Raw genomic sequence first — 20,374 nt, forward strand, 5'->3', positions numbered from 1 at the left:
GTCTTAGGCCCATCCTGCCGATGGTGACGGCAGGCGCACTCGAGTCGCCACGACCGCCCGACCCGCTCGGGGCCACGGACCATCGGGGTCGATCCAATGCATCGCTTTCTAACTGCAGCAATCGCCATCACGATCTCGGCGACCGCTCTCCTCGTAGCACCCGCGGCAACCGCCGCCGGCGTCACCGAGATCGTCATCGTGGGCGGTCCCGGGGCCATTGACGACGCCGTCCTGGAGCACCTGGCGACGTGTTCTGCCGTCCCGGTTCGCCGGGTGGCCGGGCCGAACCGCCACCAGACGGCTGCCGCCGCATCGGCGGACGCCTTCAGCGCATCGGACGAGGTCTTCGTCGCCACGGCATCCGATTACCCGGACGCAGTCGCCGCCGGAGCGCCGGCTGCACTGGCCGGGGCACCCGTCCTGCTCACTGACCCGGACCTGCTGCCCCAGGCCACACGCGACGAGATCTCCAGGCTGGGTGCCACCCGGATCTTCCTGCTCGGGGGCGAGGCAGCCGTGTCACCTGCGGTGCAAGAAGCCCTCTCCTCGTACGGCGAAGTCATCCGGATCGCCGGCCCCGACCGTTACGCCACCGCCGCCGCCATCTCGCGGGAACGCTTCGGCTCCGCCGACACTGTGTTCGTGGCAACTGGTGACGACTTTCCCGACGCCGTCGCCGCCGCGCCGGCCGCCGCAGCAGCAGGCGCTCCCATCCTCCTCGTCTCCAGGGACGCCGTCCCTGCACCCACCCGCGCCGAACTGGAGCGCCTCGACCCGGCCACCGTGGTGATCCTCGGCGGCGCCGCCGCCATCTCCGAAGCCGTGGCGTCCCAGATGCCCGGAAATGTGGTCCGGGTCGCCGGATCGAACCGATTCGCCACGGCGGCCGCCATCTCCCGGGTGGCCTTCACCGCCGGCGAAACCGACGTCATCTACGTCACCACCGGCCTGGCCGCCCCCGACGCCCTGGCCGGGGGACCGGCGGCCGGACACCGAGGAGGACCGGTTCTGCTCGCCACGAGGACCGGGCTCCCCTCCGCCACCGCGGCCGAGATCTCCCGCCTCACCGGGCTTCCATGCGCACAATTCGAGGCGCCCACACCCGAATTCCGGTTCGGTCTCGAGCCGGGGACCGTCCTCGGCGGCCATGTGCTTCCCCTGGACTGGTCGAAGCGACCATCGCCCTGCGGCGTCACCGAGGAGACCCGGCTTGTCGCCGCAACCGCCTCCGGCCGACCCGCCCTGTGCCCGGGTGATGCCTCACCGGCGGTGGCCGACCTGCAGCGCTTGCTCCGGCAGAAGCTGTTGTACCGCCAGCCGATCACCGGCGCCTACGACGAGCCCACCGCCTACGCCGTGGCCACCTTCCACAAGCTGATCGGGCGGGCCCATCGCGACCCGGCAACCGCACAGGCCGAGTGGCTGAGCGATCCGCCGCCTGAGGACTGGACAAACGCCGACTGGGAGATGCTCGAGTCGTTCCATCCCCTGCCTCCGAAGCCGCGCGACGGGCAGCCGGACCGGGTGGAGGTGGACATCGGTCGCCAGGTCCTGTACCTGATCGGAGGCGACGAGGTGCGGGCGATCATCCCGGTGAGCACCGGGGCCGGCACCGGGGTTCGGGGATGCACCTGGGTCGGGTGCGGAGCGCAGGTGACGCCGCGAACCGACCGCCTACCCGCTGGAAGCGTGTTCTACACCCAGCACTCCTACGCCAACGGATGGTCGCCTCGGCCCGGGGCCTGGTCGATCTACAAGGCGATCTTCTACAGAGGCAACCATGGGGAGTGGAACTACGGCATCCACGGCTACCGGTCGGTGCCCCACTACCCCGCCTCCCACGGCTGCATCCGGGTGACCGTGTGGGACATGGATCATCTCCGCCCGTTCGGAGCACCGGCCCTGGTTTGGATCGGGATGCCGATCCACGTGTGGGACGGCTAGACCCCAGGGCGACGTTCGCTCCTCCGAAGGACGGAGTGGGCACAGACGCGACACAGGTCCGCGACGCGTTCCCTCCCCCGAAGGGGGAGGTGGCCCGAAGGGCCGGAGGGGGCACAGGCGCGACCTTGGTCCGCCATCTACCGTGGGCCCGTGTTTGCCCGCCTACGGCGCCTTGGCGCCCGCATCGCCGAGAGCCTCTTCTACCTGCCCGCCCTCGGCGTGGCTGCGGCAGCATTCCTGGCGTTCTTCGTCACCTGGGCCGATAGAGCCAGAGCCGACACGATCGCCGAGATCCCGCTGCTCATGCGCACCACGGTCGACGGGGCCCGTGCGGTCCTGACCACCGCGGCGGCAGCCACGATCACGGTCGCCGGCATCGTGCTCTCGGTGACCGTGGTGGCGGTCCAACTGGCCGCCAGTCAGTTCTCACCGCGGGTCGTTGTCACCATCTTCGGATCCCGCTTCCAGCAGGTGGTCATCGCAATCGTGACCGGCGCCTTCACCTATGACCTGCTGGTGCTGAGCACCATCCACAGCGCCTCGGTGCTCGAGGGCGAACCTACCAGGACTCTCTCGGTCACCCTGGCGCTGGTCCTAGCGGTGGTGTCGGTCATGGCGATCATCGCCTTCATCGATCACAGCGTGGGCGTGATGCAGGTCGGCGAGATCATCCGGCGCACCTCCGACGCCACTCTGGCGGTGCTGCGGCGACACCTCCCCGAGCGCGGAACCGCCCCCGGCACCGACGACCAGGTCCGCCTGCCTCCGGCACCGGCCACCACGATCCGAAGCACGCTCGACGGGTGGATCCAGCACGTCGACACCGAGGCCCTCCTCGAAGCCTTGCCTCCCGGATCCGTGGCCCGGCTCGACGTGGACACCGGCTGGTTCGTCGGCGTCGGATCCCCCCTGGCCACCGTGTGGATGAACCATGAGGATGCCGACGACTTGGTCGAAGACCGGGTCTGTCGGGCTGTCGGCATCGGGAGATCACGATCCACGCAGAGCGATCCCACTTACGGCGTCCGACAGTTGGTGGATGTGGCCCTGCGGGCGCTCTCGCCGGGGATCAACGATCCAACCACCGCCAATGAGGTGATCCTCCACCTCACGGAGATCCTGCGCGAGGTCTTGGTGCGTGACATGCCGCCTCGCGTCATCCACGGTGCCGGCGGGCGGAGGCTGTTTCGCCCCCACCAGTGGACGCGAGGCGATTGGGTCGGACACGCCTTCCAGGAGGTTCGCATCGCCTCGACCGATCAGCCCGAGGTGGCGCGGGCGCTGATCCGCTCCATGGGCTCCCTGCTCGAACACCTCGAGCACGTCGGACTGGCAGGGCGCGCCGAGATCCTTCCCAAGGAGGCGGCGTTGGTCCTCGCCGGGATCGAGTCCAACGGATCCCTTCTCGAGGAGGACACCGCCCCGATCAGGGACCTGGCCGTCGCACTCCGGCTGGCGCCGACCGAGGAGCACTGATCGAGCCGACTCACAGAGGCGCCAGAGGCCGACGCCCAGAATCAGGCGACCCTGACGGAACCGCCTTCTTCGGTGAGCGCAACCGTCGCCCGTGTAGACAGCAGAGTCCGCGGTGCTCGGTCTCCTGGTCCTCATTGGCGTAGAGCATCATGTCGAGGTCGATCGTCCACCTCCACCGATCCAACTCCAGGCCAGCCCCCGCGGCGGGTCCGACTGATAGCCTGCCCGACAAGACGGAGGAACGATGGACCTCACTGGCGCGACCGCCCTGATCACCGGAGCCGCCTCGGGGATCGGGCTCGCCCTCTCCGAAGAATCGCTTCGGCGCGGAGCCGGGGTCGTCATGGTCGATGTCGAAGAGGGGCGCCTGCAGGCCGAGGCTGCCCGCCTGCGGGCTCGGGGCACGGTGACGCCGATCGCTGCCGACGTCGCCCAGCGCGAAGCCTGGAGCGCGATCGTCGGGCGGTCCAGAGCGGTCGACCTCCTGATCGCCAATGCGGGTGTGGGAACGGTCGGTGTGCCCGTGTGGGAACTCACCGCCGAGGACTGGCAGTGGGTTCTCGGGGTGAACCTGTGGGGCACGCTTCTCGCCATCGACGCCATCCTGCCCGGGATGGTGGAGCGGGACCGTGGTCACGTCGTCATCGTGTCTTCGGCCGCCGGCCTGCTCTCCCCGCGAGGCATGGCTCCCTACACGACCTCCAAGCACGCGCTCACCGCTCTGGCCGAGACCCTGCACCATGAGTTGACGGCGGCAGGATCGGCCGTCGGTGTCACCTTGGTGTGTCCCGGCTTGGTGAAGACCCGCATGGCCGACAACGAGCGAAACCGCCCCCCGTCGTTCGAACCTCCGGCGGCTGTCAGGGAAGCGCGCAGGAGGGCCCATGAAGGCGACATCGAAGCGATGCGGCTTGCAGTCGCCTCGGGTAGGGATCCGGCCGAACTGGCGCGCCAGACGCTCGATGCCGTCGAGCAGAGCCGCTTCTATGTGATCCTCGACGACTGGATCAAGGATGCGATGAGCACCCGCGCCGCAGACATCGCCAAGGGACGCCCTCCGACAGATCCAAGTTGAGGCTCAGCCGAGAGTGCCTCCGTGCTCCAGACGCAGTTCGCGGGTGATGACACGCTGTGCCGTCATCAACCCTTCCAGCACCTCGGCGTACAGCGGGATCCGCCCCGGGGCGCAGCAGCCCACCTGCAGCCTCCCGGCGGCGGCCCCGGCGTCCTCGAGGCGAGCGATCACGGGCAATGGGTCCATGGCGGCGGTCAGATCGGTGATCTGCTCCGAAGCCTGGCCCAGCAACCCTGCCAGCGCCTCCAGATGGGGGGTGCGGTGGGGCTCACAGCAGTCGGCGGCGAGTCCTAGTACGGCGGTGCGGGACCGCTCGAGTGCGGCCACCGCACTGGTGAGATCCGGCTCGCTGGACACGAGACGACGAGGATAGGTCCGTCACGCCGACACTCGGTTCGGTAGCCTCGCAACCAAGCGACCAAGGGAGTGCCCATGTCCGGATTCGGTGACGGCGCGCGCAGGATGCTGGAAGGCGAGACGCCGGAGGTGAAGGGAATGTGGGCGTGGACGGCCCTCCGGCTGCTTCTCGGATGGTCGTTCCTCTGGGCGTTCCTCGACAAGATGTTCGGTCTGGGGTTCGCCACCTGCCGGATCCCCGACTCCGGCGGGTCGATCGACTTCCTGTGCGATGCTGCGATGGTCAATGGGGGCTCCCCCACGTACGGTTTCCTCAACTTCGCCACCCAGGGCAGCCACACCGGAGGTCTGTTCGAGTGGATGGCGCCTGCTGCTCCAGACGCGATCAATCTGGCCGACATCGGGTTCATGGCGGCGCTGCTGCTCGGGGGGCTCACGCTAATGCTCGGCATCGGGGTTCGACTTGGCGCCATCGGCGGGGCTCTGCTCATGGCCTTCATGTTCCTGGCCGCCGACGTGTGGCCGGAGAACAACCCGGTCAACAGCAGCCATGTGATCGAGATGGTCGCCCTGCTCGGGGTCGCCACGGTCGGTGCCGGGCATTTCTCGCTTCAGGGGTGGTTCGACCGGACCATCGGGTGGCGCTGGGTCAGGTAGCCGGGTCGACGGACTGAAGACGGCGCATGCGCTCCCCCGCAGGGGGAGGTGGCCCGAAGGGCCGCAGGGGGCACAGACGCGACCCAGGCCTCTCAGGGTCCGCCCCAGTCCCGGCTACGCCGTACTCCCCCATGCGGGGGGAGGAACGAACCGGACGGAAGGGCTACGAGGCCAAGCCCTCGCTCGGACCGACCGCCGGCCTCGGCGCCGCCGGGAGGCTCAGCTCGAAAACGGTCTGTCCGTCCTCACGGCGATAGACGAGGTCGCCGCCCATCAGCCGCGCCAACGACCGCGACACGGTCAATCCCAGCCCGACCGCAGCCGGTTGCTCGCTGTACGACGGAGCCCGGTGATAGGCGTCGAACACAGACTCGGGGTCGTCCTCGGCCACACCCGGCCCGTTGTCTCTGACCCGGACGAAGGCAGACGCCTCGGAGACCGTGACCTCGACACCCACGCGCTCGCCCCCATACCGAACCGCGTTGGTGAGCAGGTTGCGCACCACCTGGCGGACCCGCCCCGGATCTCCGATCGCCCAGGTCTCGTCGCCGGTCAGGTTCGCCGATTGGGGACATGGCCGGCAGGACTCGACCACCCGCGCGACCAGCGAGCGAAGCTCGAACTCGACGCGATCGACCCTCAGGTTCCCGATGTCGGCGCGGGCCGCCACCAGGAGATCCTCGATGATCTCGGCCATGTCGCCCGCCTCGACGGCGATGGACTCGATCATCCCCGTCCGTTCCCCCTCGGTCAGATCAGTCCCCTCACTCCGGAGCACCTCGGCAAACCCGAGGACTGCGGTGAGCGGGGTGCGGACCTCGTGGCTGATCGAGGCGATCAGCTCGTCCTTGGAGCGGACCGCCGCCTCCAGGTGACGGGTCCTCTCCGCTACCTGCCGCTCGAGGGATCGGTTGACCTCGACGATGTCGGCGGTCATGGCGTTGAACGCCTCCGCCAGCTCGCTCAGCTCATCGGACCCGGTGACATCGGCGCGCAGGTCCAGGTCGCCCTCGCGAATGGCGCGGGTGACCGTGACCAGTGCCTTGATCCGACCCACGATGTGGCGCGCCACCCGCACCGCCACGAAGAGCGCCGCCGCCACGACGAGCAGACCCAGGACCAGGAACCAGATGGCGGCGACCTCGGCGCTGCGGGCGAGCGCGTGCCCGCGGACACGGACATCGTCGAGGAGGGCATCACCGATCGCCGCCATGGCGTCGATCCTCTCCGTCGTCGCGGCGAACCACTCGGCGGGGGTCACCGAGGGCGGGTCCTCATCTGCTCGCAGGCGGAGGTCGGCGAGCACAGGCGAGTCGAGCACCGTGAGGTGCTCCCGGAACTCCTCCTGCATCGCCGGGTCCAGTGCCGAGCGAAAGGTGGCCAGGGCGGCGTCCTGGCGTTGGCGCATCACGATCACCAACGACTCAGGCGAAGGGAAACCGGCTCCGTCGGCGAGATCGGCGGCGACAAGGGCACGTTCCATCCCGGCAGCCTCACCGGCCTCCACGATCAGCGCCCACAACGCCAGCGACACGTCCAGCTCGGGGTCCTCACCGGAAGCCGCCACCAGCAGCAGGCTCGCGTCCTGCAGCCCCTCCACGCGTGTGGAGTAGAAGGAGACGACCTCCGTGGTGGACGCCTCGAATGAGAGCACCCTCGCCCGGACCTCGGCAACCGAGGCGAGCAGCTCGGCGCCGATGTCGGCGTTGGCGAGAGATCCGATCGAGGTCGCCATTCCGGCTATGGCGACGGAGTACGAAGCACCGGCCGCGTCAGTCGCCTGATGTTGGGCGAGCAGACCTGCCAGGTCACCGGCAGACCTGGTAGTGAGGTAGACGGAGGACCGGCCCCGCTCGCGCTGCAGCTCGATCACCAGGCCCTGCGTCACCGAGGCCAGATCCGCCGCCTCGGCGAGCTCGTTCATCACCCGTCGGTCCTCGACCTTGTCGGCGATCCCGACGACGAGCAATGCCAGCACCGCCAGCAGGGGGATGAGCACCATCACCACCAGCTTGGTGGCAACGCTCATGTGGAACAGACGACGGCGAACGGGCCCATCCCTGAAGGAGGGTGGAGACGTCGCGTCGTGCCCCGCTCGCCGCGAACCGTTGGACCGATCGTCGTCGCTCATGCTCACCCGGCGGAGACCCCGCCGCCGGCAGCGCACGATAGCGACCACCGAGAGTTGTCGCGGTCAGGGTCGGGACTCGCCTCCGATCGAGCCGCCCAGGTAGGCGGCCCGAACCCTCTCGTCGGCGGCCAGGTCCGTCGCCGACCCCTCCAGGGCGACCCGGCCCACCTCGAGGACGTAGGCCCGGTCGGCCAACCGCAGGGCGGCGCGAGCGTTCTGCTCCACCAGGAGCACGGTCATCCCCTCCTCCGCCCGCAGCCGCTGCACAATGCCGAACAGCTCGCGCACCACCAGCGGCGCCAGGCCCAAGGAGGGTTCGTCGAGGAGCATGAGGCGGGGATGGGCCATCATTCCCCGGGCGATCGCCAGCATCTGCTGCTGGCCCCCGCTCAGGGTTCCGGCCCGCTGATGGCGACGCTCCTTGAGAATGGGGAAGATGGCGAACGCCTGGTCGCGGTCGGCGTCCACCGCAGACCGGCCATCCCTTCGATGGCGCCGGTAGGCGCCGAGATCCAGGTTCTCGTCCACCGTCATCGTGGCGAACACCTGCCGGTTCTCCGGCACGTGCGCCATGCCCAGGGACACGACCTTCTCCGCACCGAGACGGGTGACGTCCTGCCCGTCGAAGATGACCCGCCCCTCCCTGGCCCTCAACATCCCGCTCACCGTCTTCAGCAGTGTGGTCTTGCCCGCCCCGTTGGCGCCGATGAGGGCCACGATCTCACCCGGCTCGACCGTCAACGAGACGCCGTCGAGAGCGCGGATCTTCCCGTAGTAGGAAGAAACCGCCGAGACCTGGAGGCCGGCGCTCATTCCTCCGCCTCCCCGAGGTAGGCGGCGATCACCACCGGGTCGGCCTGGACGCTGGCAGGCAGGCCATCGGCGATCACGGCGCCATGGTCGAGCACCAGCAGATCGTCGACCAGGCCCATCACGAACTCGACGTCGTGCTCGACCAGGATCACCGTCGTGCCCGACTCCCTGATCCCGGCCACCAGGGCGGCGAGAGCGCGGCGCTCCTCCGAGTTGAGTCCGGCTGCCGGTTCGTCGAGGAGCAGCAGTCGCGGCTCCGTGGCCAGTGCTCGAGCGATCTCCAGGGTGCGCTGCAGTCCGAACGGCAGATCCAGAGCCTGCTCGCCGGCCCGGTCGGCCAGGCCGACACGATCGAGCACTTCCATCGTGGCCCTATGGATTTCGGCCTCTTCGCGGCGCGAGGTTCCGCTGTTCAGAGCGGCCGCGAGCATCCCGACCCGGCCATGGAGGTGCCTCCCAACCATCACGTTCTCCATGACGGTCATGTGAGCGAAGAGGCGCACGTTCTGGAAGGTCCGGGTGATTCCCCTGCGAGCGACCTCGTGGGGCTCCAGTGCCCCGATCGGAGACCCATCGAAGATCACCTCGCCCTTGCTCGGGGCGTACACCCCGGCGATGACGTTGAACAGCGTCGTCTTGCCCGCCCCGTTGGGGCCGATGAGGCCCTTGATCTCGCCGCGGCCGACCTCGGTGGAGACATCGCTGAGAGCCACCAGGCCCCCGAAGAACATCGAGAGCCCTTCGACGACGAGCAGCGGCCCGTTGGATGCGGTCACTCCGACCTCCAGCGTCGCGTCGCCTGCTTCAGCCTGGCGATCACGCCCTCGGGCATGAAGATCATGATCAGGACCAGCATCAACCCGAAGGCGACCACCTCCTGCTGCCCACCGGCCTCTCCGACCAGCGAGCCGAGGTGGGTGCGCAACAGCTCCCGAACCACGAGCACGGCAGCGACCCCGAACGGCGCACCCCACACCGACGCCATACCGCCCACGGCGGCCATCACCACCAACTCGAGAGAGGCGGCGAACCCGAACGGGCCCGGGGAGACCGCCACCCTGAAGTGGGCGAACAGGCTTCCGGCGAGGCTGGCGTACATGGCGCTGATCACCAGGACTCGCACCTTGAAACGGGCGGTGTCTATTCCCAGGGTCTCGGCGGCGAGCTCGTTGCCGTGCAGCGCCCGCAGCGCCCGCCCCGAGCGGGACCGCACCAGGTTCAGGGCCAGCACGATCCCTACGATCGCCACCAGCCACACCAGGTAGTAGTACCGCTCGACCGGCCACAGATCGAATGAGCCGATCCGCAGTCGAGGCACCCCGTACAGGCCGTCGAAGCCGCCGGTGATGTTGCGCGACCCCAGCGAGTATCCGAAGTTCTCCCGGAAGACGATGACGATGATGATCCCCAGGCCGAGGGTGGCCATGGCCAGGTAATGGCCGTGCAACTTCAGGATCGGCCGGCCCACCAGGTAGGCGACTCCCCCGGCGAGCGCCATCCCGCCGACGATGAGCAACCACGGCCACCACCACTGATTCGCCAGGCCGGCCCCGATCCCCAGCACGTCGGCGCGGGTCGTCAGGATGGCCGAGACGTAGGCTCCGATCCCGAAGAACGCCGCCTGTCCCAGCGAGACCTGCCCGGCGTAACCCATCAGCAGGTTGAGGCCCACCACCACGGTGGTGAGGATCCCGATCCGCACCATGGTGTCGAAGGTGATGACGCCACCGGTCAGGCGCGAGATGTCGAAGCCGCCCGGTGCCAGCTGCTGGAGCAAGCCGATCAGCACCACGAACCCGGAGAATGCGACCACGCCGTACAGAGTTGCGCGGCGACGGGCCGACACCGGCGGCGTCTCGGCCACGAAGTCGGGGGCGGTCACTGGAACCTCCCGGCACGGGACCTTCCGCGCAAGAGCACGGCGATCAACACGATGAAGGCGAACACGTCGCGCAGGCCCGCCTTGGTGACACCGGCGGCCAGGTTCTCGACCAACCCGAGCAGCAGGCCGCCCCCAACAGCGGCGGGGAGGCTGATCAGACCGCCCATGGCGGCGGCCACGAAGCCCTTGAGCCCGATGGTGAGGCCCATGTCGTACACCGGCTTGGTCAGGGGGGCGAGCACGATCCCGGCAACCGCACCGAGTGCGGCGGCGATGCCGAATGCGATCGCCGACATCCGGCTGGGGTTGATCCCCATCAGGCGAGAGGCGTCACGGTTCACCGAGCAAGCCCGCAGTGCCTTTCCCAACATCGTCTTGTCGAGAAAGAGCGACAGGACGGCGAAGGCCAGAACCATCGTGGCCAGGACCCACAGGGTCTGTGCCTTGATCACCAGCCCCCAGGGCCGGAAGATGCTGTCGGAACCGGTCGCCGTCGTGAACGACGGCAGCGTTCGCCCGGCATGGCCCCAGTAGATCAGGGCCAGGCCCTGGATGGCGATGTACACCCCCACGGTGATGATGATCAAGGTGAGGGGATCTGCGTTGCGGGCGGGAAGGATGGTGAGTCGTTCGACGACGACACCGATGACAGTGGTGAGCACCACGGCCAGCAGGGCGGAGATGATCAGGCCGGTACGGCCCTCCCCGGTGAACGGCGTCTCGTAGAGGGTCACGGTGAACAGGGCACCGAGCATCACGAAGGCGCCCTGGGCGAAGTTGATGATCCCGGTCACGGTGAACACCATGACGAAACCGAGGGCCACCAGGGCGTAGACGGCGCCGGTGCCGATACCTGCCACCACCAGCTGCCCGTACTGCTGTAGGCCGAAGTTCTGCCGCGATCCCAGCAGCCAGATGACGGCGACGACGAGGAGAACGCCCGCAGCCTTCAATGCGAGGCGGGAGGTCCTCTTCTCGATCAGCGCCAGCACGGTGCCCCTTCCTGCCTGCGGTCGTCTCGCGCCGCATCGTCGGGGCACGAGAGGGTAGTGGTTTGGTTTGGGGGGTCGGCCTCACGGCCGACCCCCCAAACCTCTTCGTCTTGGGTTACCAGTCGCTCGACGGGAAGTTGATGTACCCGCCGTCTTGCACCTTGACGAACCCGAGACCGGTGTAGTCCAGTCCGAGGTGATCGTCGGCGCTGATGTTGAACACGCCTCCGGTCCCCGGCCAGTCTGTGATTTCGGTCTCGACGTAGTCGCGAATCGCCGCCCGGCGAGCATCCAGGTCGGCGTTCTCCTCCAGGCTGCTCAGCGCCTCGCCGGCCCACATGAGGGCGTCCCATGCGTGGCCCCCGAAGGTGCTGATCGGCTCACCTCCGGTGAAGGCCGTGTAGTCGGCGATGTACTGCAGCAGGTTGGCCTTCTGCGGATCGCTGTCGGGCAGCGTGTCGGCGAAGAGCAGCTTGCCGCAGGGCAGCACCGTGCCCTCGACCGCATCGGGAGCCAACGAGATGTACTGCGAGTTGCAGGATCCGTGGCCACCGATGATCGGCAGGTCGGGGAGGAACTCCCTCGCCGCCTGGGTCACCGAGGACGAGCCCGGGGGGATCGACCCCACGACCACCGCGCCACATCCCGACGCCTGGGCGCCGGTCATGATCGGGAACTCGGTGTCGGTCCGCTCGAACGAGCCCTCGAAGGCGATGGTGATCCCGGCCGGCTCGAAGAACTGCTTGGCGCTGTTCAGCGTGTCCTGACCGTAGGCACCGTTCTCATACAGGTAGCACACCGAGGTGACACCCAGTGAGTTCAGGTACTCGGCCTGCCAGGCTGCACTGTGCTGGTTGTCCTGTGGCGTCTTGAACAGCCAGGGACGGGTCTGTCCCTCGCTCTCGATGATGCCGCGCGACGACGCCATGGAGATCATGGCGATCATCGCCTCCTCGGCGATCGGCGCCATGGCCAGGGCGTTGCCCGACAGCGTTCCCGCCACCAGCACATCGACCTGGTCCTCCTCGATCAGCCGGGTTACGAGGGCGGCCCCGTTGTCGGCGTTCGACTCGTCGTCGAGGATGATCACCTCGACCGAATGGTGGACGCCGTCAGGTCCTGTCACTCCACCCGCCCACTGCTCGGCGAGCATCCGGGCGGTGTTTGCCTCGGGCACGCCCAGTCCGGAGCCGGGCCCGGTCTCCGAAGCCACGAACCCGATCTTGTAGGCGGTTCCCTCGACCGGCGGGGCCTCGGTGGTTGCCGACGCCGCCGTGGTCGTGGTTTCCTCAGCAGCAGTCGTCGTGGTTTCCTCAGCAGCAGTCGTGGTGGTGCCGGCGTCGTCGTCGCCGCAGGCGGCCACAACGAGGAGCATCACCACCGTGAGCAGGCCCAGGCGCCACCACCGGTGACCCTTCGCCTGCCGTTTCGCTTCTTTCATCTCGCCTCCTGACTCAGTTATCGAGGAGAAGGTGGGTCCCTCCCCCGCACTCGAGATGATCGACCCGGTGGCGGCGAGATCTCCCTCCGCCACGCGAGTCATCCACGGCACCAAGACCCGGTCGGCTCACGGCCGCAGCTGAGGGTGTGAAGGCGGAAGACCCGACCCGGCCGACATGATCGGTCACGGTGACTCGCCCCTGCCACGCGCCCTCTCGCTGCCGCCCCTTTCCTCTCGCCTTCCGGGACCTGTGTGGGTCCATCGTCGGGCCCATCCACGGCGCCGGTCCGGCCCCTCATGGAGGCCGCGACACACGGGAATGTACCGAGCGGGCCCTGCCGGAGGCAGGCCGAATTCGGGACTAAGGTCCCTATCTCACCGGAAGCGAGCCAGCCCGTCCGATCGGTAGGTTCGACCTTCGATTGCGAACAGAACGGGGGCGATCCGCATGATTCTTCCAGAGATCGAGACCCTTGCGCGTGCCGACCTGGAACGCCTGCAGTCGCAACGACTGTCGGACCTCGTCGATCGCCTCAAGGGATGCGAGGCTCCCTTCTGGCAGGCCAAGATGTCCGGGGTGGGCGAGGTCCGCTCGCTTGCCGACCTCGCCTCGCTTCCCTTCACCGAAAAGGCCGAGTTCCGAGACCACTACCCCTTCGGGATGCTGGCCTTGCCCCTCACCGAAGTGGTGCGGCTCCACGCCTCGTCGGGCACCTCCGGCAAGCCGACCATCGTCGCCTACACGGCGAACGACGTCGCCGTGTTCGCCGAGGTCAACGCCCGGGCCCTGGCGGGGATGGGCGCCACCCCCGACGACGTCGTCCAGGTGGCCTATGGATACGGACTGTTCACCGGCGGGCTGGGACTCCACTACGGCGTCGAGCGCCTCGGCGCCGTGGCGGTGCCCACATCGGGGGGAAACGTCCGGTCGCAGCTCACCTTCCTGCTCGACCTGGGCGTGACCGGTCTGGCCTGCACCCCCTCATTCGCGCTGCTCCTCGCTGAACAGGCGGCCGCCGAGGGCGTCATGGATCGCCTCCGGCTCCGTTGGGGAATACACGGTGCAGAACCCTGGTCCGAGTCGATGAGGGCGAAGATCGAACAGGCCTGGGGCGGCGAGTACGACGCTTGTGACGTCTACGGGCTGTCCGAGGTGATCGGACCCGGCGTGGCCGCCGAGTGCCGGGACAACAAGGGGGGCCTCCACGTCATGGAGGACCACTTCTATCCGGAGATCGTCGATCCGGAGACCGGCGAGCCGGTGGCCGATGGGGAGATCGGCGAGCTGGTCCTGACTTCGCTCACCAAGGAGGCCCAGCCGGTCATCCGCTACCGGACCCGAGACCTCACCCGGTTCCTGGATGACGGTTGCCCCTGCGGGCGGACATCGCGTCGGATCGACCGCCTCCACGGCAGGGCCGACGACATGCTGATCATCCGCGGGGTGAACGTGTACCCGAGGGCGATCGAATCGGTGCTGCTAGAGGACCCCGCCCTGTCCGGGCAGTTCGCCATCATCATCGATCGGCGCCCGACCCTCCCCGAGATGGAGGCGCGGGTCGAACTGGCCGATGCCTCCCACGCATCCCGGCGTGCGGAAATCACCCAGGCGCTCGAGAAGCGGCTGGCCACGGTGCTGCGGTTGCGCGTCTCCGTCACGGTCGGCGACCCGGGAAGCGTCCCCCGCCAGGAGGTCGGCAAGGCGAAGCGAGTCTTCGAGCGCATCGACGATCGGGACCCGCTGGCCTGAGCCTCCTCAGGCGGGGGCGGCGACCCCCGTCACCAGGGCCGCCCCGGCCGCCAGGGCCTCCATGTTCATGGAGCGGTGACGCGCCGGAACGCGAGCGGCAACCGCCTGCCGCAAGGCTTCGAACTCGACCACCGGGGTGTGCGCCTGCAGAAGCCCGAGCGCGACCACACCCGATACCAGCTGCCCGCCCGACACCAGCCTTGCGGTCTCGACGATGGGAAAGGCCTCGACTCCACTGGGGGGTTCCTCGCCCCCGAGGGCGACGGAGTCCACGAGGATGCGAGTGACTCCTCCCGTCTCCTTGCGACCCTTCGTCCACGACTCGCCGTTGAGCACCAGCATCAGGTCGACGGTGTCGGCAAGGGGGAACCCGAGCTCGCCACGCGTGATCACCACGTCGGAACGGCTGTTGCCGCCGCGCGACTGCGGCCCGTAGACCTGGGAGTGCGCCGATCGCAGCCCGGAGAGCACGGCCGCCTCGGCGAGCATGAGGCCGGCGGTGACCACTCCCTGGCCGCCGGCGCCGGCGATTCGGATCTCGATCCGGTCGTTCATGGCGTCGCCTTCCTGGCGCCGGTGAACACCGGCCGCTCCTCGCGTTGCAGGACGCCGGTGGCCAAACCGGCCGGAGCGCCCGCCCCGGGAACGAACTCGACGAATCGCTTCTCGGCGAGAGGATCGGCGACCCCCTGTTCCAGGCGGGTCATCCAGGTGAGCATGTCGGCCCCCTCGCCGATCTTGTTGTAGCGCCCGTAGTACACCGGGCAGTCGCTCACCACCTCGACGAAGGCAAAGCCCCGATGTGCCATCGCATCGGCGATGATGTCGGTCATGGCGCCGGGGTTGGCCGCCAGCACACGGCCCACGAAAGAGGCGCCCGCCCCGGCAAGCAACCGGCAGGCGTCGAAGGGGGTCTCCACGCTCCCCTGGGGCGTGGTCGAGGCGATGCTCCCCTGGGGCGTGGTGGGGGCGGCCTGGCCACCGGTCATCCCGTAGATCGAGTTGTTGAGCATGAGGACCGTCATGTCGACGTTGCGGCGGGCGGCGTGGATCAGATGGTTGCCGCCGATCGCCAGCGCATCGCCGTCCCCGGTGATCACCACCACTTCGAGGTCGGGGCGCGCCAGCTTGAGCCCGGTGGCGAATGCGGGGGCACGACCGTGAGTCCCGTGAAGGGTGCAGAAGTCGGCGTAGCCGACCAGCCTGCTGCTGCACCCGATGCCGGCCACCATCGCCACCTTGTCCTGATCGAGCCCGAGCCGATCCACCGCCCCGAAGAACGACCGCAGCACGATGCCGTGGGCGCACCCGGGACACAGGACGTGGGGCATCGCCCACTGGCGCAGGTACACGTCGACGTCGAGCATCCCTATCCCTTCCTCGCCGCCATCAGCCCGTCGAGGGCCGCCAGGATCTCGGTGGGTGTGATCGGCTCGCCGTCGGCGCGCATGTGCCCCACGACCGACGCCCGGCCGGCTGCGGCGCGCTCCACTTCACCGATCATCTGGCCCCGATTCATCTCGGCCACCAGGATCGTGTGCACCCGGGCGGCCGCTGCGGAGATCGCCGCCGTCGGGAACGGCCACAGGGTCCGCGGCCGGATCAGGCCGACGGCCATCCCCTCGTCGCGAGCCCGGTCCACAGCCTCGCGTGCCGAACGGCCGACGATCCCGTAGGCGAAGATCGCCACGTCCGCATCATCCATCCGGTACTCGATCAGGTCCTCCACCTCGTCGAGATGGTCTTCGACCTTGCTGTGGAGCCGGTCGATGAGGGCACCCGCCTTCTCGGGATCCCCGGTGGGAAACCCGCGTTCGTCGTGGGTGAGCCCGGTCACGTGAAAGCGGTAGCCCTCGCCGAAGGCGGGAAGTGGCGGCACACCATCGGCCGGAGCAGCCTTGGGAAGAAACTCCGAGGGGGGAACCTGTGGCTGCTTGCGATCGACCACCGCCACCTCTGCGGAAACCTCGACACCCTCACGGGTGTGGCCGACCACCTCGTCGTAGAGCAGGATCACCGGGGTCCGGAAGCGCTCCGCCAGGTTGAACGCCCGGACGGTCAGCTCGTAGACCTCCTCGACGGATGCGGGGGCGAGCACGATCGCCGGGTGGTCGCCGTGGGTGCCCCAGCGGGCCTGCATCACGTCGCCCTGCGAAGGCGAAGTCGGCAGCCCGGTGCTGGGCCCGCCCCGCATCACGTTCACGATCACGCAGGGGACCTCGGCCATCGTGGCGTAACCGATGTGCTCCTGCATCAAGGAGAAGCCCGGGCCGCTGGTGGCGGTCATCGCCTTGCGCCCCCCGAGCGACGCCCCGATCACGGCCGCCAGGGAGCCGATCTCGTCCTCCATCTGGACGAACACCCCGCCGCGGGCCGGCAGGGCGCGTGCCATGTACTCGGCGATCTCCGAGGAGGGCGTGATCGGGTAGCCGGCGTAAAAGGTGCAGCCGGCGGCCACGGCGGCACGCGCCGCCGCCTCGTTGCCCTGGAGGAGCTCGATCTTGCCCATCAGGAGGCACCCTCCCCCGCGGCGACACCGGCCACGACCGGCGGGTGGATCCGGATGGCGAAGTCGGGACAGAGGATCTCGCAGAGACGGCATCCGGTGCAGGCGTCGGGATCGACCACGGCCAGCTTGCCGTCGAGGGTGAGGGCAAGGCAGTACTCGGGACACACCCGAGAACAGATGTCGCACGCCTTGCACCAGTCGTGCTTCACCTCGATCACGTGCGGCCCGGCGACGCCGGTCGCTTCCGGGGCGGGCTGCGCCGGGATCACGACGGTGCCCGCCTCCTTGCCCGCCCGAAAGGCGGCCAGGTTGATCTCGGCGGTCCCCTTCGGAACCAACGACGAGATGGCGGCCTCCCAGTACTGGTCATCGATGTCGAGGAACCCGGCCACCGATCCCAGGATGACGCTGTTGGCGGCCCGGACGTTCCCCAACCCGGAGGCGATCGCCGCCGCGTTGAGCAGACGGGGCTGCAGCCGCCGATCGGCGATGGGGCCGTCGTCGATGCGCGGGTACGCCGTCGCCCATCCCCGGCGGTCGACACACGCCCCGGGCGGGATGATGGTGCGCACGTCGACGACGACCGCTCCCCCGGGACGCACGTAATCGATCCACCTCAGTCCCTCGGCCCACTCGAAGGCGGCGAGCACCTCGGCACTCCCCTTCGGCGCCAGCGGGCTGCTCACCCGGGGCCCCCACCGGATGTGGCTCACCACCGACCCGCCGCGCTGGGCCATGCCGTGCACCTCGGACTGCTTGACGTCGTTGCCCGCCCGGACCAGGGCGTCGGCGACGATCATCGAGGCCAGGATCACCCCCTGGCCGCCGACCCCGGCCAGCAGCAGCCCCTTGGAGCGGTCAGACACCGGCGGCCTCCTTGCGGGGAATCGGAGCGATCGCCCGGGGCGGACAGAGCTGGGCACACAGGGTGCAGCCGGTGCAGGTGACGGTGTCGATGACGACCTTCCGTCTGCCATCGAAGGTCTCGTCCGACCAGACGATCGAGGGACAGCCCAGCGCCATGCACGCCTGGCAGGCGGTGCAGGCGGCGGCGTCCACCAAGTAGGGGCGGTCCTTGACCTTGACCGGGGCCTCCACGCAGGGCCGGTTGGTGATGACCACCGACGGCCCCTGGTTTCCGATTGCGGCGTTGATGGCGGCGTTGGTGGCGGCGATGTCGTACGGGTCGACCACGCGCACGTCCTCGACCCCCACCGCCTTGCACAGCGCCACCAGGTCGACCGCCTTGGCCTCCTTGCCCTGAAGGGTCTTGCCGGTGCCGGGATGCTCCTGGCCACCGGTCATGGCGGTGGTCCCGTTGTCGAGGATGATCACCGTCACGTTGGCGTTGCTGTACACCGCCTCGACGAGACCGGGGATGCCGCCGTGGACGAAGGTGGAGTCGCCGATCGTGGCCACCACCGGAGCCTCGGTGCCGCCCGATGCGGCTAGGCCGACCGCCATCCCGATGCTGCTCCCCATGGCCAGGCAGGTGTCCATGGCGGCCAGGGGCTCGAGGGCCGCCAGCGTGTAGCACCCGATGTCGCCCGAGACCACCGCCCCGAGGCGCTTCAAGGCGACGAAGGGAGCGGTGTGGGGGCACCCGGGGCAGAGCAACGGCGGGCGCTTGACGGTGGCCGGCGGGGCGGCGACCGGCTCGGGCGCTTCGACGACGCCGGCGGCGGCGAAGCCGGCGGCGACGGCGTCGGGGCCGAGCTCTCCGATCTGGGAGAACCACCGCTTGCCCTCCACGGCGATCCCGGCCGCCAGGATTGCATCCTCCAGGAACGGATCGAGCTCCTCGACGACGAAGAGACGGCCCACCGAGCCGGCGAACTCCCTGATCCTGTCCATCGGGAGCGGGTGGACCATCCCCAATTTCAAGACACGGGCTTCCGGCAGCACCTCACGCACGTAGTTGAAGGAGATGCCCGAGGTGATCACGCCCACCGCGGTGTCCTCCCCGAACTCGGCGGTCAGGTCGCAGTCCTCCGCCCAACGGGCCATCTCTTCGAGCCGCTGCAGGAGCACCGGGCGGCGGCCCCGGGCGTACCCGGGGATCATCACGTACTTGGAGGGGTTGCGCACGAACCCGGTGGCCGGCCGATCCTCCCTCTCGCCCAGGGCGACCAGGCCCCGGTTGTGCGAGATCCGGGTGGTGCTGCGCAGCAACACCGGCACGTCGAAGCGCTCCGAGATCTCGAAGGCGAGCCTGGTGAACTCGAGGCACTCGCTGCTGTTGGCGGGCTCGAGGAGCGGCACGCCGGCGAACCGGGCGTAGTGGCGGCTGTCCTGTTCGTTCTGCGAGGAGTGCATCCCCGGGTCGTCGGCCACGACCAGCACCAGCCCGGCCCCGACCCCCGTGTAGGCGGCGGTCATGAAGGTGTCGGCGGCGACGTTGAGGCCGACGTGCTTCATGGTGACCAGGGCGCGGGCACCTCCCAGCGAGGCTCCCAGCCCGACGTCGAGGGCCACCTTCTCGTTGGGCGACCAGCGGACGTCCATGTCGCCGCGATGCCGGATCGACTCCAGGATCTCGGTGCTCGGTGTGCCCGGATAGCCGGCGGCGACCCTCACCCCCGCCTCGACGGCACCGCGGGCGATGGCCTCGTTGCCGGAGAGCAGTGTTCGTTCCGGAAGGCGCGTCCCGGGTTCCTCGACGATGAGGCTCATGACCTCGACCGCCAGAAGTGTGCGTTCACATACCGCAACCGCCTGCCCTCCTCCACCGGATCGTTTCCCGTCCGGCCGTTCGGTTGGGAGACAGGCTCCCACCCCTGCGACCCGGCGGCAATCCTCCCTGAACATCATTTCCATGATGCATTGGACCCATGCGGATCGGAGTCATGGAGCGAGACTTCGACACCGGGGCCCTCCCGGTTCGTCTAGCGTGACGGGCCATGACCGACCCCCAGCCCCCCGTCCCCGACCTGCGCTACGGGCTCAACGGAGCCCTCGACTTCGAGTTTCTGGAGGTGGGGCCGGACCGGGTCGAGGTACGAATCGCCGTCGACGTCGTCCACCAGCAGCCGTACGGAATCGTCCACGGCGGGGTGTACTGCACCCTGATCGAGGCGGCGGCCTCGACCGGAGGCGCCTTCTGGGCGATGTCGCAGGGGATGCCCGGAGCGGTGGGGGTCTCCAACACCACCGACTTCTTGCGTTCGGTGCGCGGCGGCGAGTTGGTCGCCGAGGCGACACCGCTGCATCGGGGGAGGACCCAGCAGTTGTGGCAGGTGGTCGTCACCAGGAGCGAGGATGGGAAGGTGGCGGCGCGTGGGCAGGTTCGCCTGCAGAACCTGACCGACACCTCGGTGGTGGGGGGTTTGGAGCCGGTGTGAAGGACC

The 20,374-nt window shown here is 68.9% G+C and carries 18 protein-coding genes; 6 read left to right on the forward strand and 12 right to left on the reverse strand.

Annotated elements, in window-relative coordinates:
• The first annotated feature begins 96 nt into the window (after positions 1 to 96).
• From QY307_02485 to QY307_02495, 3 genes are all read left to right on the forward strand, one after another.
• Positions 97 to 1,944, forward strand: a complete 1,848-nt coding sequence (locus QY307_02485) for a cell wall-binding repeat-containing protein (protein WKZ83137.1) — start codon at positions 97 to 99, stop codon at positions 1,942 to 1,944.
• Positions 1,945 to 2,094: 150 nt separating this feature from the next.
• Entirely contained in the window at positions 2,095 to 3,420 is a 1,326-nt protein-coding gene (locus QY307_02490; protein ID WKZ83138.1) for a DUF2254 domain-containing protein, read from the forward strand.
• 244 nt (positions 3,421 to 3,664) lie between these two features.
• The gene (locus QY307_02495; GenBank protein ID WKZ83139.1) at positions 3,665 to 4,495 is read left to right on the forward strand and encodes an SDR family NAD(P)-dependent oxidoreductase; all 831 of its coding nucleotides are present in this window, start codon (positions 3,665 to 3,667) and stop codon (positions 4,493 to 4,495) included.
• A gap of 3 nt (positions 4,496 to 4,498) precedes the next feature.
• On the opposite strand, the gene QY307_02500 is transcribed toward QY307_02495, so the two are convergent.
• Complete coding sequence (locus QY307_02500) at positions 4,499 to 4,852, reverse strand: hypothetical protein (GenBank protein ID WKZ83140.1); 354 nt, start codon at positions 4,850 to 4,852, stop codon at positions 4,499 to 4,501.
• Positions 4,853 to 4,927: 75 nt separating this feature from the next.
• Here QY307_02500 and QY307_02505 point away from each other — a divergent pair, with 75 nt between their 5' ends.
• Entirely contained in the window at positions 4,928 to 5,509 is a 582-nt protein-coding gene (locus QY307_02505; protein WKZ83141.1) for a hypothetical protein, read from the forward strand.
• A 163-nt stretch (positions 5,510 to 5,672) separates the two neighbouring features.
• Here QY307_02505 and QY307_02510 read toward each other — a convergent pair whose 3' ends face one another.
• The 6 genes from QY307_02510 to QY307_02535 form a co-directional block, all read right to left on the reverse strand.
• Entirely contained in the window at positions 5,673 to 7,538 is a 1,866-nt protein-coding gene (locus QY307_02510; GenBank protein WKZ83142.1) for a nitrate- and nitrite sensing domain-containing protein, read from the reverse strand.
• A gap of 165 nt (positions 7,539 to 7,703) precedes the next feature.
• Positions 7,704 to 8,453 carry an ABC transporter ATP-binding protein gene (locus tag QY307_02515; GenBank protein WKZ83143.1) on the reverse strand — a complete coding sequence of 250 codons (750 nt, stop codon included), beginning with the start codon at positions 8,451 to 8,453 and terminating at the stop codon, positions 7,704 to 7,706.
• Complete coding sequence (locus QY307_02520; GenBank protein ID WKZ83743.1) at positions 8,450 to 9,184, reverse strand: ABC transporter ATP-binding protein; 735 nt, start codon at positions 9,182 to 9,184, stop codon at positions 8,450 to 8,452. The genes QY307_02515 and QY307_02520 overlap by 4 nt, the downstream gene beginning before the upstream one ends.
• 41 nt (positions 9,185 to 9,225) lie before the next feature.
• Positions 9,226 to 10,335 (reverse strand): branched-chain amino acid ABC transporter permease, encoded by a 1,110-nt coding sequence (locus QY307_02525; protein ID WKZ83144.1) that lies wholly within the window; start codon positions 10,333 to 10,335, stop codon positions 9,226 to 9,228.
• Entirely contained in the window at positions 10,332 to 11,327 is a 996-nt protein-coding gene (locus tag QY307_02530; GenBank protein WKZ83145.1) for a branched-chain amino acid ABC transporter permease, read from the reverse strand. The genes QY307_02525 and QY307_02530 overlap by 4 nt, the downstream gene beginning before the upstream one ends.
• 115 nt (positions 11,328 to 11,442) lie before the next feature.
• Entirely contained in the window at positions 11,443 to 12,768 is a 1,326-nt protein-coding gene (locus QY307_02535) for an ABC transporter substrate-binding protein (protein ID WKZ83146.1), read from the reverse strand.
• Between the two features lie 448 nt (positions 12,769 to 13,216).
• Here QY307_02535 and QY307_02540 point away from each other — a divergent pair, with 448 nt between their 5' ends.
• Entirely contained in the window at positions 13,217 to 14,518 is a 1,302-nt protein-coding gene (locus QY307_02540) for a phenylacetate--CoA ligase (GenBank protein WKZ83147.1), read from the forward strand.
• 6 nt (positions 14,519 to 14,524) lie between these two features.
• Here the strand turns inward: QY307_02540 and QY307_02545 are convergent, their stop codons facing one another.
• The 5 genes from QY307_02545 to iorA are packed head-to-tail and all read right to left on the reverse strand — an operon-like array spanning position 14,525 to position 19,700.
• Positions 14,525 to 15,073: a 2-oxoacid:acceptor oxidoreductase family protein gene (locus QY307_02545; protein WKZ83148.1), complete on the reverse strand. Its 549-nt coding sequence runs from the start codon at positions 15,071 to 15,073 to the stop codon at positions 14,525 to 14,527.
• Positions 15,070 to 15,885, reverse strand: a complete 816-nt coding sequence (locus QY307_02550; GenBank protein ID WKZ83149.1) for a thiamine pyrophosphate-dependent enzyme — start codon at positions 15,883 to 15,885, stop codon at positions 15,070 to 15,072. The genes QY307_02545 and QY307_02550 overlap by 4 nt, the downstream gene beginning before the upstream one ends.
• A 2-nt stretch (positions 15,886 to 15,887) precedes the next feature.
• A complete protein-coding gene (locus tag QY307_02555) occupies positions 15,888 to 17,027 on the reverse strand; it encodes a 2-oxoacid:acceptor oxidoreductase subunit alpha (GenBank protein ID WKZ83150.1) in 1,140 nt (379 codons plus the stop codon).
• Positions 17,027 to 17,893: a 2-oxoacid:acceptor oxidoreductase family protein gene (locus QY307_02560; protein WKZ83151.1), complete on the reverse strand. Its 867-nt coding sequence runs from the start codon at positions 17,891 to 17,893 to the stop codon at positions 17,027 to 17,029. The genes QY307_02555 and QY307_02560 overlap by 1 nt, the downstream gene beginning before the upstream one ends.
• Positions 17,886 to 19,700 (reverse strand): indolepyruvate ferredoxin oxidoreductase subunit alpha, encoded by a 1,815-nt coding sequence (iorA, locus tag QY307_02565; GenBank protein ID WKZ83152.1) that lies wholly within the window; start codon positions 19,698 to 19,700, stop codon positions 17,886 to 17,888. Before iorA ends, QY307_02560 begins: the two co-directional genes overlap by 8 nt.
• Before the next feature lie 227 nt (positions 19,701 to 19,927).
• Here iorA and QY307_02570 point away from each other — a divergent pair, with 227 nt between their 5' ends.
• Positions 19,928 to 20,368: a PaaI family thioesterase gene (locus tag QY307_02570; protein ID WKZ83153.1), complete on the forward strand. Its 441-nt coding sequence runs from the start codon at positions 19,928 to 19,930 to the stop codon at positions 20,366 to 20,368.
• The last annotated feature ends 6 nt before the right edge of the window (positions 20,369 to 20,374 follow it).

This window comes from Acidimicrobiia bacterium, from assembly GCA_030584185.1.
In the GTDB taxonomy this organism is placed as follows: Bacteria; Actinomycetota; Acidimicrobiia; order Spongiisociales; family UBA11373.